At 64.2% G+C, this 14463-nt stretch carries 17 protein-coding genes; 3 read left to right on the top strand and 14 right to left on the bottom strand.

What is annotated here, in order from left to right:
• Nucleotides 1–3 precede the first annotated feature (3 nt).
• From ACG74X_RS16555 to ACG74X_RS16545, 3 genes are read left to right on the top strand one after another with little or no spacing between them, the layout of a single operon-like run.
• A complete protein-coding gene (locus ACG74X_RS16555; protein ID WP_411236284.1) occupies nt 4–405 on the top strand; it encodes a hypothetical protein in 402 nt (133 codons plus the stop codon).
• A 3-nt stretch (nt 406–408) separates the two neighbouring features.
• Nucleotides 409–921, top strand: coding sequence for a type III secretion system chaperone (locus ACG74X_RS16550; protein ID WP_411236283.1), 513 nt, complete (start codon nt 409–411; stop codon nt 919–921).
• A 4-nt stretch (nt 922–925) separates the two neighbouring features.
• Nucleotides 926–1615, top strand: coding sequence for a hypothetical protein (locus ACG74X_RS16545; protein WP_411236282.1), 690 nt, complete (start codon nt 926–928; stop codon nt 1613–1615).
• 3 nt (nt 1616–1618) lie between these two features.
• On the opposite strand, the gene sctU is transcribed toward ACG74X_RS16545, so the two are convergent.
• The 14 genes from sctU to sctN form a co-directional block, all read right to left on the bottom strand.
• Nucleotides 1619–2734, bottom strand: a complete 1116-nt coding sequence (sctU, locus tag ACG74X_RS16540; RefSeq protein ID WP_411236281.1) for a type III secretion system export apparatus subunit SctU — start codon at nt 2732–2734, stop codon at nt 1619–1621.
• A 7-nt stretch (nt 2735–2741) separates the two neighbouring features.
• On the bottom strand, nt 2742–3845 hold the full coding sequence (locus ACG74X_RS16535) for a hypothetical protein (protein ID WP_411236280.1): 1104 nt from the start codon (nt 3843–3845) through the stop codon (nt 2742–2744).
• Nucleotides 3846–3907: 62 nt separating this feature from the next.
• Nucleotides 3908–4345, bottom strand: coding sequence for a type III secretion system chaperone (locus ACG74X_RS16530; protein WP_411236279.1), 438 nt, complete (start codon nt 4343–4345; stop codon nt 3908–3910).
• A 106-nt stretch (nt 4346–4451) separates the two neighbouring features.
• Nucleotides 4452–4808, bottom strand: coding sequence for a type III secretion system chaperone (locus tag ACG74X_RS16525; RefSeq protein ID WP_411236278.1), 357 nt, complete (start codon nt 4806–4808; stop codon nt 4452–4454).
• Between the two features lie 21 nt (nt 4809–4829).
• Complete coding sequence (locus ACG74X_RS16520) at nt 4830–6374, bottom strand: hypothetical protein (RefSeq protein WP_411236277.1); 1545 nt, start codon at nt 6372–6374, stop codon at nt 4830–4832.
• Nucleotides 6374–8350, bottom strand: coding sequence for a hypothetical protein (locus tag ACG74X_RS16515; protein WP_411236276.1), 1977 nt, complete (start codon nt 8348–8350; stop codon nt 6374–6376). Before ACG74X_RS16515 ends, ACG74X_RS16520 begins: the two co-directional genes overlap by 1 nt.
• Before the next feature lie 16 nt (nt 8351–8366).
• On the bottom strand, nt 8367–8780 hold the full coding sequence (locus tag ACG74X_RS16510; RefSeq protein WP_411236275.1) for a hypothetical protein: 414 nt from the start codon (nt 8778–8780) through the stop codon (nt 8367–8369).
• 2 nt (nt 8781–8782) lie between these two features.
• Nucleotides 8783–9850: a hypothetical protein gene (locus ACG74X_RS16505; RefSeq protein WP_411236273.1), complete on the bottom strand. Its 1068-nt coding sequence runs from the start codon at nt 9848–9850 to the stop codon at nt 8783–8785.
• A gap of 87 nt (nt 9851–9937) precedes the next feature.
• Nucleotides 9938–10207, bottom strand: a complete 270-nt coding sequence (gene sctS, locus ACG74X_RS16500; RefSeq protein ID WP_411236272.1) for a type III secretion system export apparatus subunit SctS — start codon at nt 10205–10207, stop codon at nt 9938–9940.
• 7 nt (nt 10208–10214) lie between these two features.
• Nucleotides 10215–10856, bottom strand: coding sequence for a type III secretion system export apparatus subunit SctR (gene sctR, locus ACG74X_RS16495; RefSeq protein ID WP_411236270.1), 642 nt, complete (start codon nt 10854–10856; stop codon nt 10215–10217).
• A 6-nt stretch (nt 10857–10862) separates the two neighbouring features.
• Complete coding sequence (locus tag ACG74X_RS16490) at nt 10863–11870, bottom strand: FliM/FliN family flagellar motor switch protein (protein ID WP_411236269.1); 1008 nt, start codon at nt 11868–11870, stop codon at nt 10863–10865.
• Between the two features lie 3 nt (nt 11871–11873).
• The gene (locus ACG74X_RS16485) at nt 11874–12584 is read right to left on the bottom strand and encodes a hypothetical protein (RefSeq protein WP_411236268.1); all 711 of its coding nucleotides are present in this window, start codon (nt 12582–12584) and stop codon (nt 11874–11876) included.
• Nucleotides 12581–13078: a type III secretion system stalk subunit SctO gene (sctO, locus tag ACG74X_RS16480; protein WP_411236267.1), complete on the bottom strand. Its 498-nt coding sequence runs from the start codon at nt 13076–13078 to the stop codon at nt 12581–12583. Before sctO ends, ACG74X_RS16485 begins: the two co-directional genes overlap by 4 nt.
• Nucleotides 13075–14463, bottom strand: coding sequence for a type III secretion system ATPase SctN (sctN, locus tag ACG74X_RS16475; RefSeq protein ID WP_411236266.1), 1389 nt, complete (start codon nt 14461–14463; stop codon nt 13075–13077). The genes sctO and sctN overlap by 4 nt, the downstream gene beginning before the upstream one ends.

Genomic DNA, 14463 nt, shown 5'->3' with positions numbered 1-14463 from the left:
TCTATGGCTGTTGGGCCCACATCCCGTGCCACGCACCATTTGCGCGATGCCGATCTTGGTGTCGCGGGCATCCATCGCTGGCGTGTCGAAGACGAGGTACACCTGCCCGGAGGGCCACCTTCCGCGCCGGGGTTCTTGCCCCAGGAACGTCCGCTCGATGCGGTTCTGCGACGCGACACGCTCGATGAACGGCTGGTGAGCCACATGGTCCCGTCGCAGCTGGATGCCGACCTTCTGTCGCCAGCTGTGATGACCCGCACGCGCGAAACGCTGGCAGGCAAGCTTGCCCTGGCCGCCGATATCGGGAACAGCGCAACACTCAATCGCGCGGCGCTCCTGCTCGAAGAGGAACTGGCCCTCGATGAAGAAGTGCGCGCCGCGCTGGCCGCGCTTTTGAAAGGATAATCCATGGCGCTTGACGGCCCCGACGATGCCCTGCGGGTTCTCGAAACCGCGCTTGGCGGTGGAACGCTTGCCTTCGATACAGGCAGTGTCTGCCAGGTGACTGTTCAAAACGCCTTTGTTCTTAATCTGCGAAAGATGGACGACACGCGCCTGCGGCTTATCACCTATCTCGACGGGCAGATTCAGCCAATGACCGCGCGTTTTCTGCTGAACGCGATGACGGAAAACCATCTGGGCGGCACCGGCCCGCATGGCCGCTTTGGTCTGCACCGCGACCTGGGCATCCTGGCGCTTGAGGAAACGATCGCCTGCCGGGGGCTGGACCCGACCGCGTTCGAGGCCCGGGTTCTCGCCTTTGTGAAAACCGCTGCTTACTGGGTTCTGAACGGTGACAATCTTTTCGACGACCCCAATGCGCTCGAAGATCAAGTGCACGCTACGGGTGCGCGCATGTCCGAAGATGTCTATGCCGCCTATACCGGCGACGAGGCCGACGCGGTTTTCGTAAAGGTCTGACGCGATGATCCCACCCCGTATCGGTGGGCCCTCCGGCCCGCCCCCTCCCGCCACACCACCGCCGCCCGACGCGAATGTCAGGCAACGCGTGAAATTGGCCGCCGAAGCGACCGAGCTTTCCGCGCTTGGCTTGCGCGGCGGCGCACCCGACGGGACGGTCAAACCCTACGCGCCCGATGCCGACCGCGCCGCGCGGTTGCAAGGGGCCGGGCCGAAAGACCTGAAAGAGGCACTCGGCACCGACATCGCTCAGGTTCAGGGCGCGCGAGCCGATCGGTTCGAACGCCGTCTGCAAGAGGCGCTGGCCGCGCTGCCCGGCCCATCCGGCCGCGCCATCGAGATCGGTTTCGACCGAACTGCGCCCCTTTCCATCGCCGCAACGACAGCCACGCTCACGCTTGGGACGCAAACGCGGGTGCCGCTGCCCTCGGGAGAGGCAACGCTAGAGGCCGGCTTTGCGGCGCTCGATGCGGAGGATCGGATCACACCCGCCAATGATGCGCGGATTAGCCCCGACGGCGATCAACCCGAAAGCCGGGGCACTCGGCAGGCCAGTTCGCTGGGCGGTCTGATCGCAGCGAATGCTGCCATGACCGAAACCATCGTTATCGCGCAAGAGGGTGAACGGACGGTTGCCATCCGCATTGCGCTTGCGGGTGATATTGATCTGGCGGAAACACTGGCGCGCGGCTGAGGGTCAGGCAAGCACTTTGTGATCGCCGCGCTCCATGTCGATATCGCCGCGCCGCGCGGGGCCATCATAAAGCTCGCCCTCGTGCCGCGCGATCCAAGCCAGGATCTCGGCCACCACCGAAAACACCTCGTCCGGCACGTAGTCGCCCGGCACCGTATCGGCATAAAGCCCGCGCGCCAGAGCGATATTGCGAAAGACCGGCACGCCCGATTGCTCGGCCACCACGCGCAGCCGCTGCGCCTCGGGCCCGCGCGCGCGGGCGGTGACCATCGGCAGCGGCGTCTGCCCCTCGCGGTAGCGGATCGCCACGGCGATATGCGTCGGGTTGACCACCAGCGCCGAGGCGTTTTCGACCTGCTTGGGCGCATCGCCCATGACCAGCTCCTGCGCGAATTGCTTGCGCTGGCCCTTGGTCAGCGGATCGCCCTCGCTTTCCTTGAACTCGCGCTTGACCTCTTCTTTCGACATCATCAGCGATTTGGTATGCGCATGGCGCTGATACCAGAAATCGAACAAAGCCACGATCACGAAGGCCAGCGCCGAATAGGCCGTGACCTGATACAGCACCCGCACCGTGACCGATTGCAGACAGACCATGCCGCAGCTGATCGCGGTGAAATAGGCACCGATGGCGTGATAAGTGACATAATACAGCAACAAGGACAGAAACAGGATCTTGAACACTGATTTGATCAGCTCGACCACCTGCCTCATGCAGAAGATGCGTTTGAAGCCTTTGGTGATCGAGATTTTTTCAAGCTTGGGCGTGATCGCCTCGATGCTGAACAGCGACCCGAACTGCACGTAATTGGCCACGATCCCCAGCGCCAGTGTCACGCCGATCACCGGCAAAAGCGCGAGAACCCCGATATCGAAGGACACCGCGATCCCGGTTTTGAGCGAGGCGACACCACCCTTGGTGGCCAACAGCGCCACAGTGTCCATCAGGTTGATCAGCCGCCACCAAATCTCTCCGCCCAAAGCAAGAATGACCACGATCACGCCAAACAGCGAAATCGTGGTCACAACCTCCTGACTGCGAGCAACCTGCCCTTTCTGTCGCGCGTCGCGCTCTTTCTTGGGGGTCGGTTGTTCGGTCTTTTCGCCGGTCTCTGACACCCTGGCGCTAGAGCGTATCGATATTCATGGTGGCGTAGGCAAACATTTTGACCGATGCATCCAGGGATCTGGCGAAGTCGTCAAAATCGGCCTTGACCGCCGGGTCAGAGACGCCGGGGAATTCACTGTTGAAATCGGCACCATCCGCGCCCGACGAGATCAGCTCTCCGATAAGCTGGATCGTGGCGCCGGCGGAGCCTGTCAAATTGTTGACGTTTTCAGAAAGCGCCGGCCCCAGGCGGCCGTGCAGCAGGTCCTTTGCCAGGGCAAGGTTCGCCTCTGTTTTCACGTCAGGCGGCAGGTTGCTATCGTTGATCTGTCCGCCCAAATGCGCCATCTCGTCCATATATTCGTTGCTCAGCACCTGCCGGATCGAGATTAGTCCCTGGATGGGACCAGAATTTACCCCACTGGACACAGGATTGAGAGCCGATGACACGATCCCCTTGGCGGCCTTGAGCAGCCCGTCGAAATCCTGTTTGTCCAGCTGGCTCAGATCATACGCGCCATTGTTGAGCTTATTGTCAGGGTCATTCACCGCACTTGCCAGGGCATCCCTGTGTTTTGCGATCTGGTGCATCGTCAGGTCACGGAATGCCGCTGTGTCACCACCCAAAGTGGTCAGCCCCTTGGTGATGCCGCTGTTGCTGCCCAAAAAGTCGTCCATGCCACCGGTCGGGTCCGCCTCGAGCGCGGAAAGTGCCGTGGCAAAGTTATCTCGGACATCGCGCTGTGCGTTTTGAAGCACCCGACTATCCTTGCCCGCCTCTGTCTCGATCCGCTTGAGCGGATCGCCAGGCGCGTCAATCCAGCGGAATTGAGCGGCCGTCCCCTCGAAGCTGGGTATGGGGGGCAGGTCGGAGGCATCCGCTTTAGAGGAATACAGACTGGCAAGCGCGCTCACGATCTTATCCGCGGTGCTGTGGATCATGGAGCCGATGGAGGAAAAGAAATTCTTGACCGCAGCGCCGGCGACTTCCAGTTTGCTGGGCGCGTTATGGGCGGTGCCGACCTGCGAATTCGCAAGCCCGCCATGTTGCACGGATTGCGGGGCGTTCAGCGCTTGCGTGGCCTGCGCCGTGTTGGATTGGTTGACGGACGTGGTGGTCATGGTTGTATCTCCTGAAGGTTTGGCCCCGGCCCCATCGGGGAGTGTCGCTGTGAATCGCGTGGTCAAACGCGCATGATGATTTCGTTTTCGGCACCTGGCAGGGGTGGCCCGTCATTGGCGGGAACATCCAGCACCCCGCGCCCCGGGCCGGCGGTCCAATAGGCGGCATAGGCCGTGAATTGGGCCAGCGCGGTGTCAAGCGTGTCAGTCTCCAGCGTGTCGACCCGGATGCGCCGCGTCAGAACCGCACGACCCTTCGGGGTCAGCGCCATACGCGCATCGCCGGTCTCTACCCCGTTCAGGCAGGCCTCCAACAGTCGGCGCGCGGTCGGCGCGTCGCAATCGTCGGCCAAAAGCGCATCAAGCCGCAGCTCTGACACGCCCTCGCGGGTCATCCGCAGTGCGATGCCTGCGGGCAGCCCGCCGATATGGGTACCGTCGCCTCGGTCTTGGGTGTTCAGCGTGTCCGCCGCCTGTTGAAATGCATCCTGGATATTCATCGTTTGCGTCTTTCCTTGTGATGTTCCGATCTTGTCGCATGGTCGCCCGGTCGCTTGTGTCATCCGACCCACGATTGTGCGCCTCCGCCAAGCAGAGTGTCATGCGTCACGCGATGGCGCGGGCCTCGGCCACCAATTCTTCGACCTGCGCGGCCAGCCCGCCGTCATCCGTGGACGTGATCGGCGCACACAGAAACACCCGCCCGCTATCAGGTTCGGCGGCCAGGCGCGCGCTGCCGGTCGCTGAGTCGTTCATCTGCAAAAGCCGCAGCGCCTCTTCGGGGTCGCGCGCAACATTGGCGGCCAGTTCAACACTTGCCTCAAGCGCATCGTTGCGCCCGGTGAAGAAATAGACCGACGTGCCATTGACGATCAGTTCGGCATAGCCTTCGGCATTGGCGGCAAAACGGGTTTGCCCGGCGATCTCTCCGATACGGGCAAGCAGTTGGTCAGTGTCTGTCATGGAATGTCCCTTCCTTGGTTGTCAGTTGATGATCGACCGCAAGATCGTCGTCATCTTGTTGAGCATATTGGTCGCCATGTCGTAATGGCGGTTCTTGATGCGGTTGAGCTGGGCTATGTCGCCCATCAGGATCTGGTTATCTTGTCCCAGCTGCCGGGCACCCTCGCTGAGTGCGATGGCCAAGCGGTCAAATTCTTCCTTGAAATGGGCAACCCCGGTATTGCCCGGATCGGTGACAAGCTGGCTTGTTGGCCTGTCAAGCCCGACAGCGGCCTCCATCGGATGCACCGCGCTGCCCGACAGTTTTTCGTCGAACATCGCAACGGTGCGCTGCATCTCGGTGGTGGGGAAATCCACCGCCTTTTGTTCGCGGCTGTTGGGATCGCTCAGCTTGCTGGCGTCGAACTTGGCCAGGGTGGCGTTCACGATCTTCTGCATCCGGGTGTAATCCTGAAGCAGCAGGTTGCGCTGGTTCAGCTCTTCGGTCTTGGCCTCGGCCAGCGCCTCGTTGCGGTAATTGGCGAAGGTCTGCAAAACAAAGGTCATGCCGGGGGTGTCCAGTTTCCGGCCCTCGAACATCTGGGTCTGCGCCACCTCGCGCGACAGCCGCGCCAGATCGTAAAGCTGCAATTCGATCCGCACCAACGCGTCGCGACCGGTCTGCAACGCGCCCGGCCCCTCAACCGCGTTCACATTGGTCGGCATCGTGCCACGCGTGCCCTCGGCAGCAACGCTGGCAACCCGGTCAAGACGGATGAACCGCTCTGACAGGCTGCCGATATCGAGACTGAGCTGGTCCAGGTCAAACACCGCCATAGCATCCAGCGCTTCCAGCATCAGATCGTATTGCGCCACGAAAGCCTGTTGCCAAAGCTGGGCGCGCTTGCCTGGATCGCTTTTGAACTCGGCCAGGAGCGCCGCATTGTCGCCCGTGACGCTGTCGGTGACGCTCTTGCGCGCGGCCTCGACAAGGCTTTTGGCGGCGGTGCGGGCCTCTGCCACGGTCTCGCCGGGTTCGGGGCGCAGGTTCGGCCGCGCGGCGACGACCTCCTGATACGCTGGATGCAGCACCAGCGCGCGCTGATCGTCCAGCGGCAGTTTCGCGATATCGCTGGCTTGCAGATGGTTCAGCACGACGATCCGTTTGCTGTCCTGCGTCAGCAGGACATGCAGGTTCGACAGCGCATCGGCGTTGGTGCCGATGCTGCCATGGCGGAAACTGACATCACCCGCCCCATCATTCGCGGTCGTGGCACTGCCATGCTCCTTCAGCCACGCCATCTGATGCGCGCTGTGCCAAAGCATGAAGGCGGCCTTGTCGGGTGCAGCGCCATAGCCCGACGGGCGCGAGCCGATCAGCTTGCCATCCGCGTCGAATGTCGGAAACAGCGCTTCGGCATCGGCAGCGCGCTTGGGGTCGATCACCGTCGGATCGCCGGTGCCGCGCAGCAGGGTCTGCGGATTCACGACACCCAGCACCTGCGCACGCCCATCGCCCAGCGTCGCCTCGTTATAGCCCGCGCCGCTTGTGGAAACGGGCGGCGGCAAGGTCGGAGGCAACGCCATCACATCCGCCCGATCGCTTGCAACATCTCGTTCATCTTGCTCAGCGCATTGTTGCCAAGGTCGAAATGCCGGTTCCGCTGCTTTGTCGCGTTCTCGATCTCGTTCTGCTTGATCTGGTTTTGCTGGTTGAGCTGCGTGACCGTGTCCGACAGCTGGGTTGCATAGCCATCCCATGTGGTTTTCTTGTATTCCACCAGAACGCCATCTGGGTGCACGAAGGTCTGGCGCGCTCTTTCTATGCCGTACAATTCCTCGATCGGGTGTTTGGTATCCGCATTGGAGGTGCGTCCGTTCCCGAACATCGCAAATGCTGCCAGGTCTTCCGGTGACAGCCTCGACGCCAAAGAACTGGGATTGTCGGTGCGATACCACGCCTGCGGACTAAACTTCGCGCTATCGGTGGTAGAGTGGCGATGGTATTCAAAGGGAATTCGGACGATGGACACAAACTGCAATGGCAGATAACTGTATCCGGACGGCAACGTGGTGAGGTCCCAAGGGGGGCTCGTGCCTTGGTTCGCGTCCAGAAATTCGATCTGTTGATCGGTATTTGAAGGATCGAAAATCTTTATGGTCTCGTTGACCATGCGCTGCATCCGCGCATAATCATTCAAAAGCTGATGAAGCTGCTTGATTTCCTCTGTTCCGGCATCGGCGACGCCTTCCTGCTGCGTCTCGTAAAGCGATTGCAGCCGGAAAATAAGGTTGGCGACATCCATGCGCGGATCGCGCAACCCGCCTGCAACCGGCGCCAGCGCGTCTCGGGCCATGGCGCTTGCACGGATGGCCCGCTCAGCCCGCATAAACTCTGACAGGCCTTGATCAATCGTGGCATTCATATCGGTGGAATTGGCGTAGCCAGGGGTATTTACAGGAAAGCTGCGCCTGATATCGAATTCGTTGATTTTGGGCCCCAACAGCGACCTGCGCACTTCACCGAACAGAAACTCGTCGACCGTAACTTTATCTGGCTCCGGCACACTGGCGAAGGCCAGCGCGCGTTTGAACCGCTCTCCGATCGCGCCCGCTTCGCTGTCCAGCAGATCGACCGCCGCGATCGTGCTGGCCCCCGCCCGGCGCGCAAGCAAGTCAAGCTGATCCATGAACACCTTGGCGTTATCGTCGCCCAGTGTCGTCTTGGCGTTGGTGATCTCGGTCCTCAGCGCCGTCATCGCGGCGGTGTTATAGGTGGGCGGCGTATCGGTTGTCGGCGTCACCTTGGTCAGGTTCAGCCGCGCGGCCAGATCTTTCCAGATGGAGGCATCGGTCAGCGACGACTGGTCGGCCTGGCTCAGCCGCGCGATATCCGAGATTGTCAGCTGATCCACCGGGATGACCGTCTTGCCATCGTTGGACAGCATCACGTTCACCTTGGCCGCGCCCAGGTCGATCTCTTTCACCGAGCCTGCGGCGACCTTTTGCGAAATCAGCCATTCCGCCTGAACCGCGCTGTGCCATTGCAGGAACGTCTTGGGGTTGGTATCCCCGAAATCGGCGGGCCGCCCGCCCGGCACTGTCACAGTCTTGCCGTCGAGATGCTGAAACACGCCCCGCGCCGTGACGGTCGAGGGGTGCATCCCGCCCGCGATCAGGGTTGCGGCCTTTTCTTTGAGCGTCTCGATATTGGTGGTGATGCTTGTCTCGGTTGTCTTTATCGCCTCCTCCGCCGTCTCGATCGCGGCCTTGAGCGTCTTCACCTTCTCCGCATCCGGGGTCGGCTTGGCGTTCTCCGCGGCCAGATCGGCCTGCAACGTCTTGATTTCCCCCCGCTTCGTGTCGATTGTCTGGAGCAATGTTCGGTTGGTGCGCACAAGTGCATTGCGCTCGGCCAGCACCGTGGCCAGATCGCCTGCCGGCTCCGCCCCAATCCCGCCCGCTGCCGCGCCGGGAATCTGGCGATGCGCGGGCGTGTCAACGCCGGCCGGCGACGGCACCGCAATGAGGTTCGAGACATTCGAGGACCAGAAATTCACCATCTTGCCTTTTTCCCCTTCAAAGCCGCAGCACATCGCGGCGGGCCGGGCGCGGCGCGTCCTTGCCGCCCGCAATCGCGAAATCGTCGCCAGAAGGGCCGCCCCCGCCGCGCCGGCCACTTACCGGCCGCTGCACGCTGGGCGGCGGCGCTTCGCCCGTCAATTCGGCGCGGAAGGCCAGTTTCGCATCGACATATTCCGCCAAGCGGTCGAGCCGCAGGTTCATCTCTTCGAGGTCATCCGCAGACAGCGCCTCGACCAGCCGCCGCTCGGCCTCGAAATCGCCGGCAAGGAACGGATGCACCGCCAGCGCCGTGGCGGCATCGCGCAACTGGCGGAACAGCGTCTGCCACTCCGCCTTGCCGATCCGCTGCGCCGCGCGTTTGAGCCGCGCCAGATCGGCGGCGGCGATATCGGGGTCGAACGTCTCCATGCTTACAACGCCATCCGCATCCGTTCGCCCGCAGCAGCAGGGGGGCCGGCGATGGCCGAAAACAGCCGGTCGTCACCCACCAGCCAGTGCAGCGCCGCCATGGTCGATCCGACACCGGCGGCCATGCCAGCGCCGATCCCGGCCACGCGGGCAGCCGTGCCGGGGGCGGCACCAGCTTCGGCCAGCGCCTCGCTCAGCTCGCTTTCCAGATCAAGCAACGCCTCGTCCGCACCCTCGCGGCGCGCGGCCAACAGATTGAACACCTGTTCAAGGTCCACTTCACCGCCGGATGCGCCATCCACCAGATCGCGCTGTTCGCGGCTGGTCTGCGATGCGGCAAAGGCGGCGGCGATCAGCGTTCCAGCCAGCCCGGCCTCGATCCGCTTGTTCAGATCCTCGACCCGGCGTTCGGCATTTTCTTTCCGGCCTTCTGCGGCGGAAATGGTAGCCTTTTCCGCATCGACCTTGCCGCCTTGCGTGTCGATCACGGCAGTCTGACGGTCGATTTCTGCGCGGTCGCTGGCATTGGCCGCCTGCCATCCCACGATCTTGCCGGTGTCGGGGCTATCCTTTGCGCGCTCCGCCTCGATTTTATCGTCCCTCTCGGCAATGGCGTCGGTCAGCCTGCCAATCTTGCCTTCGGCGCTGTCAATCTTGCCCTGCGCGTCATCGCGGCGATTGGCGGCGTCGGAGATGATCTTATTCTCATCGCCGATGGTGGCTTGTTCGGCATCGACCTTATCGGTCAATCCGGCCAGAGCTGCATTTTGCATCAAAAGCGCAAGCAACCCCGTTCGATTGCTTTCGCTGCCTGCAATCGCGCCTTCGGCCTCGGTTGTCTTGACTGTCTTGCCAAGGGCAAGGCTGATCTCGGCGACCATCGCTTCAAGATCACCCGACTCGCGCGGGGCGGCCAGACCGGCACGCGCGGCGCTGCCACCGCCGGAAAACCCGGTGGGCGTAACAAGCGCGCGGAGAGCGGCATTGACACGATCCACCTCGGGTTTCGGAACTGTCGGTTGTTGGGGGGTCGTGACAACCGGGCCAGTACCTGAAATGGGAATCGACATAAGAATTCATCCTTTCAACATCGTCTCCGCGCCCGTTCACCCTAGCGCAGGCCAAAACCGCCCCCCTGTGTCTTGCAACACCCCGGCTCAGCGCACGATTTCGGGGAACGTGTCGAACAAGCCTTCGGTGTAATTGTACATCTCGGTGCCTAGAATCCCCGCCGTCGCCGCCAGCGTGATCGCCACCGCCACCAGCTTGACCGCAAAGCTCAGCGTCTGTTCCTGCACCTGTGTGAGCGCTTGCAACAGGCTGATCACGATGCCCACCACCGACGCCACGATGATCGGCGGCATCGACAGAAGCATCACCAGAAGCATCGATTCGCTCAGTTGGAACAGCGCGTCTTCGGGGGTCATGGCAGCCTCATGTATAGGTGGTGATCAGCCCGAGGATCAGGCGCGACCAGCCATCGACCATCACGAACAAAAACAGCTTGAACGGCAGCGAAATCGTGAGCGGCGACACCATCATCATGCCCATTGCCAGCAGGATGTTCGACACGATCAGGTCAATTGCGATGAAGGGCAGATACAGAAGAAACCCGATCTCGAACGCCTCGCGCAGCTGACCGACGACAAAGGCGGGCAGGATGATCGCAAGGTTCTGCTCGTTCACCGATCCGGCCATCTCGGGCGGCCAGATCTCGCGCGCGGCCTCGACGAAAAAGGTCAGTTCGCGCTGGTCGGTGTGGCGCGTCAGCCAGTTCAGCAGCGGGTCCTTGGCGGCGTTGAACGTCTCGGTCACCGCCTCGACCGAATTGAAACTGTATTCGCCCGAGGACAGGATCTGGAACGTCTCCACGAAAACCGGTGCCATGATATAGCCCGCGATGATCACCGCCAGCGCATTGAGCACCATGTTGGGCGGGATCTGCTGCACCCCAAGCGCGTTGCGTACCAGCAGCAGCACGACCGAGATCTTGATAAAAGCCGTGGCCACCACCGCGATGAACGGCACCAGCCCGGCCACCACCAGCCCGAGGATAAGGTTGAGCGGATCGATCACCGGATGTTATCCGTTCGGTGCCGTGTCGATCGACGTGATCCGGACCGCCGGCGCGCCGTCGATATCGATCAGCGTGCCGCGCCCCCAGCCGCGCCCGTTGGCCAGGATGCGCAGCGCGTCGCCCGGCATCGCCGCAGCGCCCGGCGCGCTGTCGAACGGGATCGTTCCGCCCTGCGCCAGATCGCGCAGATCGGCCAGCGTCATCTCGGTGTCCGCCAGAACGAAGGTCAGGCGCACCGGTAGATCGTCAAGATCGGCCAGCGCGGGGTCCTCGCCCCGCGGGGCATCCGAGATGGAGGGGATCAGATCCGACGGATCGTCGTCTTGGGTCATTTGGCTTTCCTCTATGGTCCAGCCCGCCTCGGCCCGCGACAGGGCCATGCGCAGGCCGGGCGCGCAGAGTTTCGGGGCGGCATGGGGCAAAAGGGCGTCCTGCACGCGTAGGCCGCGCAGATCGTTCACTGTCAGGTCGAGTTGGCCCAGATGTAGGGCCACCGCAATCTGCACCGCTTCGGCCGCAGCGCGGGCAAGCGGATGCGGCCCCAGATCGGGCAGGCGGCGCGCCGCACGGGACAGCCCCGCGCGGGTGCCGCCGATCAGCAGGCGCGCGGGGCTGTCCCACCCGGGCGCGATTTCGGCGGCGATCCAGGCCAGACCGGCGGGAGGCTCTACCGGCGCACCGACCTGCGGCAGGGGAACCCCCAGCGCGTCGCGCAGCGCAGCAAAGGCCGCGTCTTCCAGCGCGCGCGCCAGCAGCGGCGGCAGGCCCGGCAGATCGGCGGTGTCGATTTCGGCCCCCAGCGTGGCGGCAAAGGGAAACTCTGCCAGCGCCACGAACAACTCGCTGCCCACCGACCGTACGGCAGCCCCCTCGGGCGGAGCATCTACCTCGCTCAGTCGCAGAGTGCCGTTGGGCAGGGGGATGTCGCGGTCAAACAGCCGCGCGAGCGTCGTCCAACCCTCAAGCGCCCCGGCCCCGGTGAGGCCGCGCCGCGCTGTGCTTCCATCGGCCACGGCTCAGACCTCCCTGATACGCTGTTGCGGCGTGCCGAGGGCGGGCGGCAGGGCCGTGTCCGCCTCGGCCTCTTCGCGCCGCACGCGTACGGTGCGGTTGGGATGGCGTTGCGCCAGAGACGCGGCCAGATCGCGCAGCGCCGCCTGCTGCGCGGCATCGAGCGCCCCGCTGCCGGTAAAGGTCAGATCGAGCCCGCCCTGCGACATCACCAGCATCACCCCGGCAATCCCCAGCCCCGGCACCGCCAACGGAAAGGACAACGTCAACCCCCGCCCGCCAGAGAGCGTGGGCGCTGCGGCCAGTTCGCTCTGCACCGCCGCCAGCACCCGCTCCACCCGCGCTTCCATCCGCGCGGCGTCATATTGCGAGGGCGCAGGCACGGCGGCGGGCCGCTCTCCGGGCGAGACGGTGACGATAAACGCCACGTCCGGGCCGCGCCGCGCGTCGTCATCCAGATCGCGCGGGCGGGCGGAGTTCGGCGCGTCCACCTCTGCCATGCCCGACAACAGCGCCGAAAACGCCCGTTCGGCGCGCGCCACGTCCCCGGCGCGCATGGGCTGACCGGGGCGGTCCTGCGCGTGGCCTTCGGATTTCGCCTGCATCTGCGATTGCGCCTGCCCGCGCGGGTCGCGTGGTGCGTTCTGACCCGCGCCATCGCCCATGTCGCGTTGCGGCTGGCCCTGCGCGGGGCGGTCCGGTGTCAGCCCGGTCATGGCATCGCCCCCACCGCCTCGGGCGGCGCGCGGCGGCCCGACACGCTTTCCTCGATCTCGGCTTCCTCGGCCTGCGCTACGGCGGCACTCCGCTCTTGCGCCAGTTCCCCGGCCACGATGTCGATCTTCTCCGTCTCGGCCCGCCGCGCGGCATGATCGGCGCGCGCGGTGTCGAGCGCCGCCTCGCAGCGTTTGACGTGATCGCGGGCGCGGGTGGCGCGGTCCTCCAGCCGGCGATGCGCCTCCATCAGCGCCTGAACGCGGTCCTTGGCATCGTCTATCGCGCCCATGCCGACGACGCGGCGCATGATCTCGGCATAGATCGCGGCTTCGCGCGCAGGCAGTGTCGCGGCGCTCTCGGCCACCGCCGCGCGCGCGGCCTCAAGCCGTTCCCCGGCGCGCGCCACCTCGCGCCGCGCCGCCTGCACCGCGCGCAGCGCCTTTTCCTCGCGCAGCCGCTTGACGCGGCCGAGGGTGGCCACCTGCGCGATCATGACGCCAACGCCACAAGTTTGGCCAGCGTGTCGTCATAACGCTCAAGCGCATCGGTCGGCTGGCGCAGAAAGTCGCGGATCGCGTCCTGCTTGTCGATGGCCAGATCGGCGCGCGGATCGGTGCCGCGCTGGTATTCGCCGATCTTCACCAGCAATTCGTTTTCGGCATAAAGGGCAAGCCACTCGTTCACCCGCCCCGCCGCCGCGATATGGTCGGCGGTGGCCACCTTGGTCATCACCCGCGATTTCGACGCGAGCACGTCAATCGCCGGATAATGGTTCTGCGCCGCCAGCTTGCGGCTGAGCACGATATGCCCGTCGAGGATCGATCGCGTCTCGTCTGCAACAGGCTCGTTCATGTCGTCGCCTTCGACCAGCACGGTATAAAGTGCTGTGATCGAGCCGCGATCGTTCATGCCGACCCGCTCCATCAGCTTGGGCAGGTTGGCAAAGACCGACGGCGGAAAGCCGCGCCGCGTCGGCGGCTCTCCGGCGGCCAGCCCGATCTCGCGCTGCGCGCGGGCATAGCGCGTGACGCTGTCCATCAGGAACAGCACCCGCTTGCCCTGATCGCGGTAATATTCGGCAATCGAGGTGGCGACGCTCGCCGCCTTGGCCCGCTCCATCGAGGATTTATCGGAGGTGGCGACCACGATCACCGATTTGGCCAGCCCCTCCGGCCCCAGATCATGCTCGATGAATTCGCGCACCTCGCGCCCGCGTTCACCGATCAACGCAAGCACGGTGATATCTACATCCGCACCCTTGACCAGCATCGCCAGCAAGGTCGATTTCCCGCCCCCCGCGGCGGCAAAGACGCCCATCCGCTGTCCCTCACCGCAGGTCAGCAGACCGTCCAGCGCGCGCACGCCGAGCGATAGCGGCGTGTCGATGATGCGCCGCGTCATCGGGTCGGGCGGGTCTTGATAAACGGGATACTGCGTCTCGGGTGCAAAGGGGCGGTCGAGCCCGTCGATAAAATTGCCGAACCCGTCCAGCACCCGGCCCTGAAGCCCCGGCCCCACGCCCACGGTCTGCACGCGGCCCGTCGGGATCACCTCGGTGGCGGGGGACACGCCCTGCGTCTCGCCAATGGGCGACAGCAGCGCCTCGACGCCCATGAAGCCGACGACTTCGGCGGCCAGCCGGTGGCCTGTGGCGCGGGTATAAAGATCGACCAATTCGCCGATCTGCACATCTGGGGCGACCGCGTGGATGATGGTGCCCACCACTTTGCGCACGCGGCCCGTCATTCGGTAGGGGTGAAACTGCGCTGCCCGTTCAGACAGCCGCGCGGCCATGCGCTCGGGGGCGGCGGCAAGGCGTAGCGCGCGGGCCTGCGCGATGTCCTGCGCCGCCTGATCGATATGAAGCGCCCCTGCCAT

This window comes from Marivita sp. S0852 (genome assembly GCF_046591575.1).
Classification (GTDB): Bacteria; Pseudomonadota; Alphaproteobacteria; order Rhodobacterales; family Rhodobacteraceae; genus Marivita.
The sequence above is the reverse complement of the archived record's forward strand: the minus strand, read 5'-3'. Positions and strand labels throughout refer to the sequence as shown.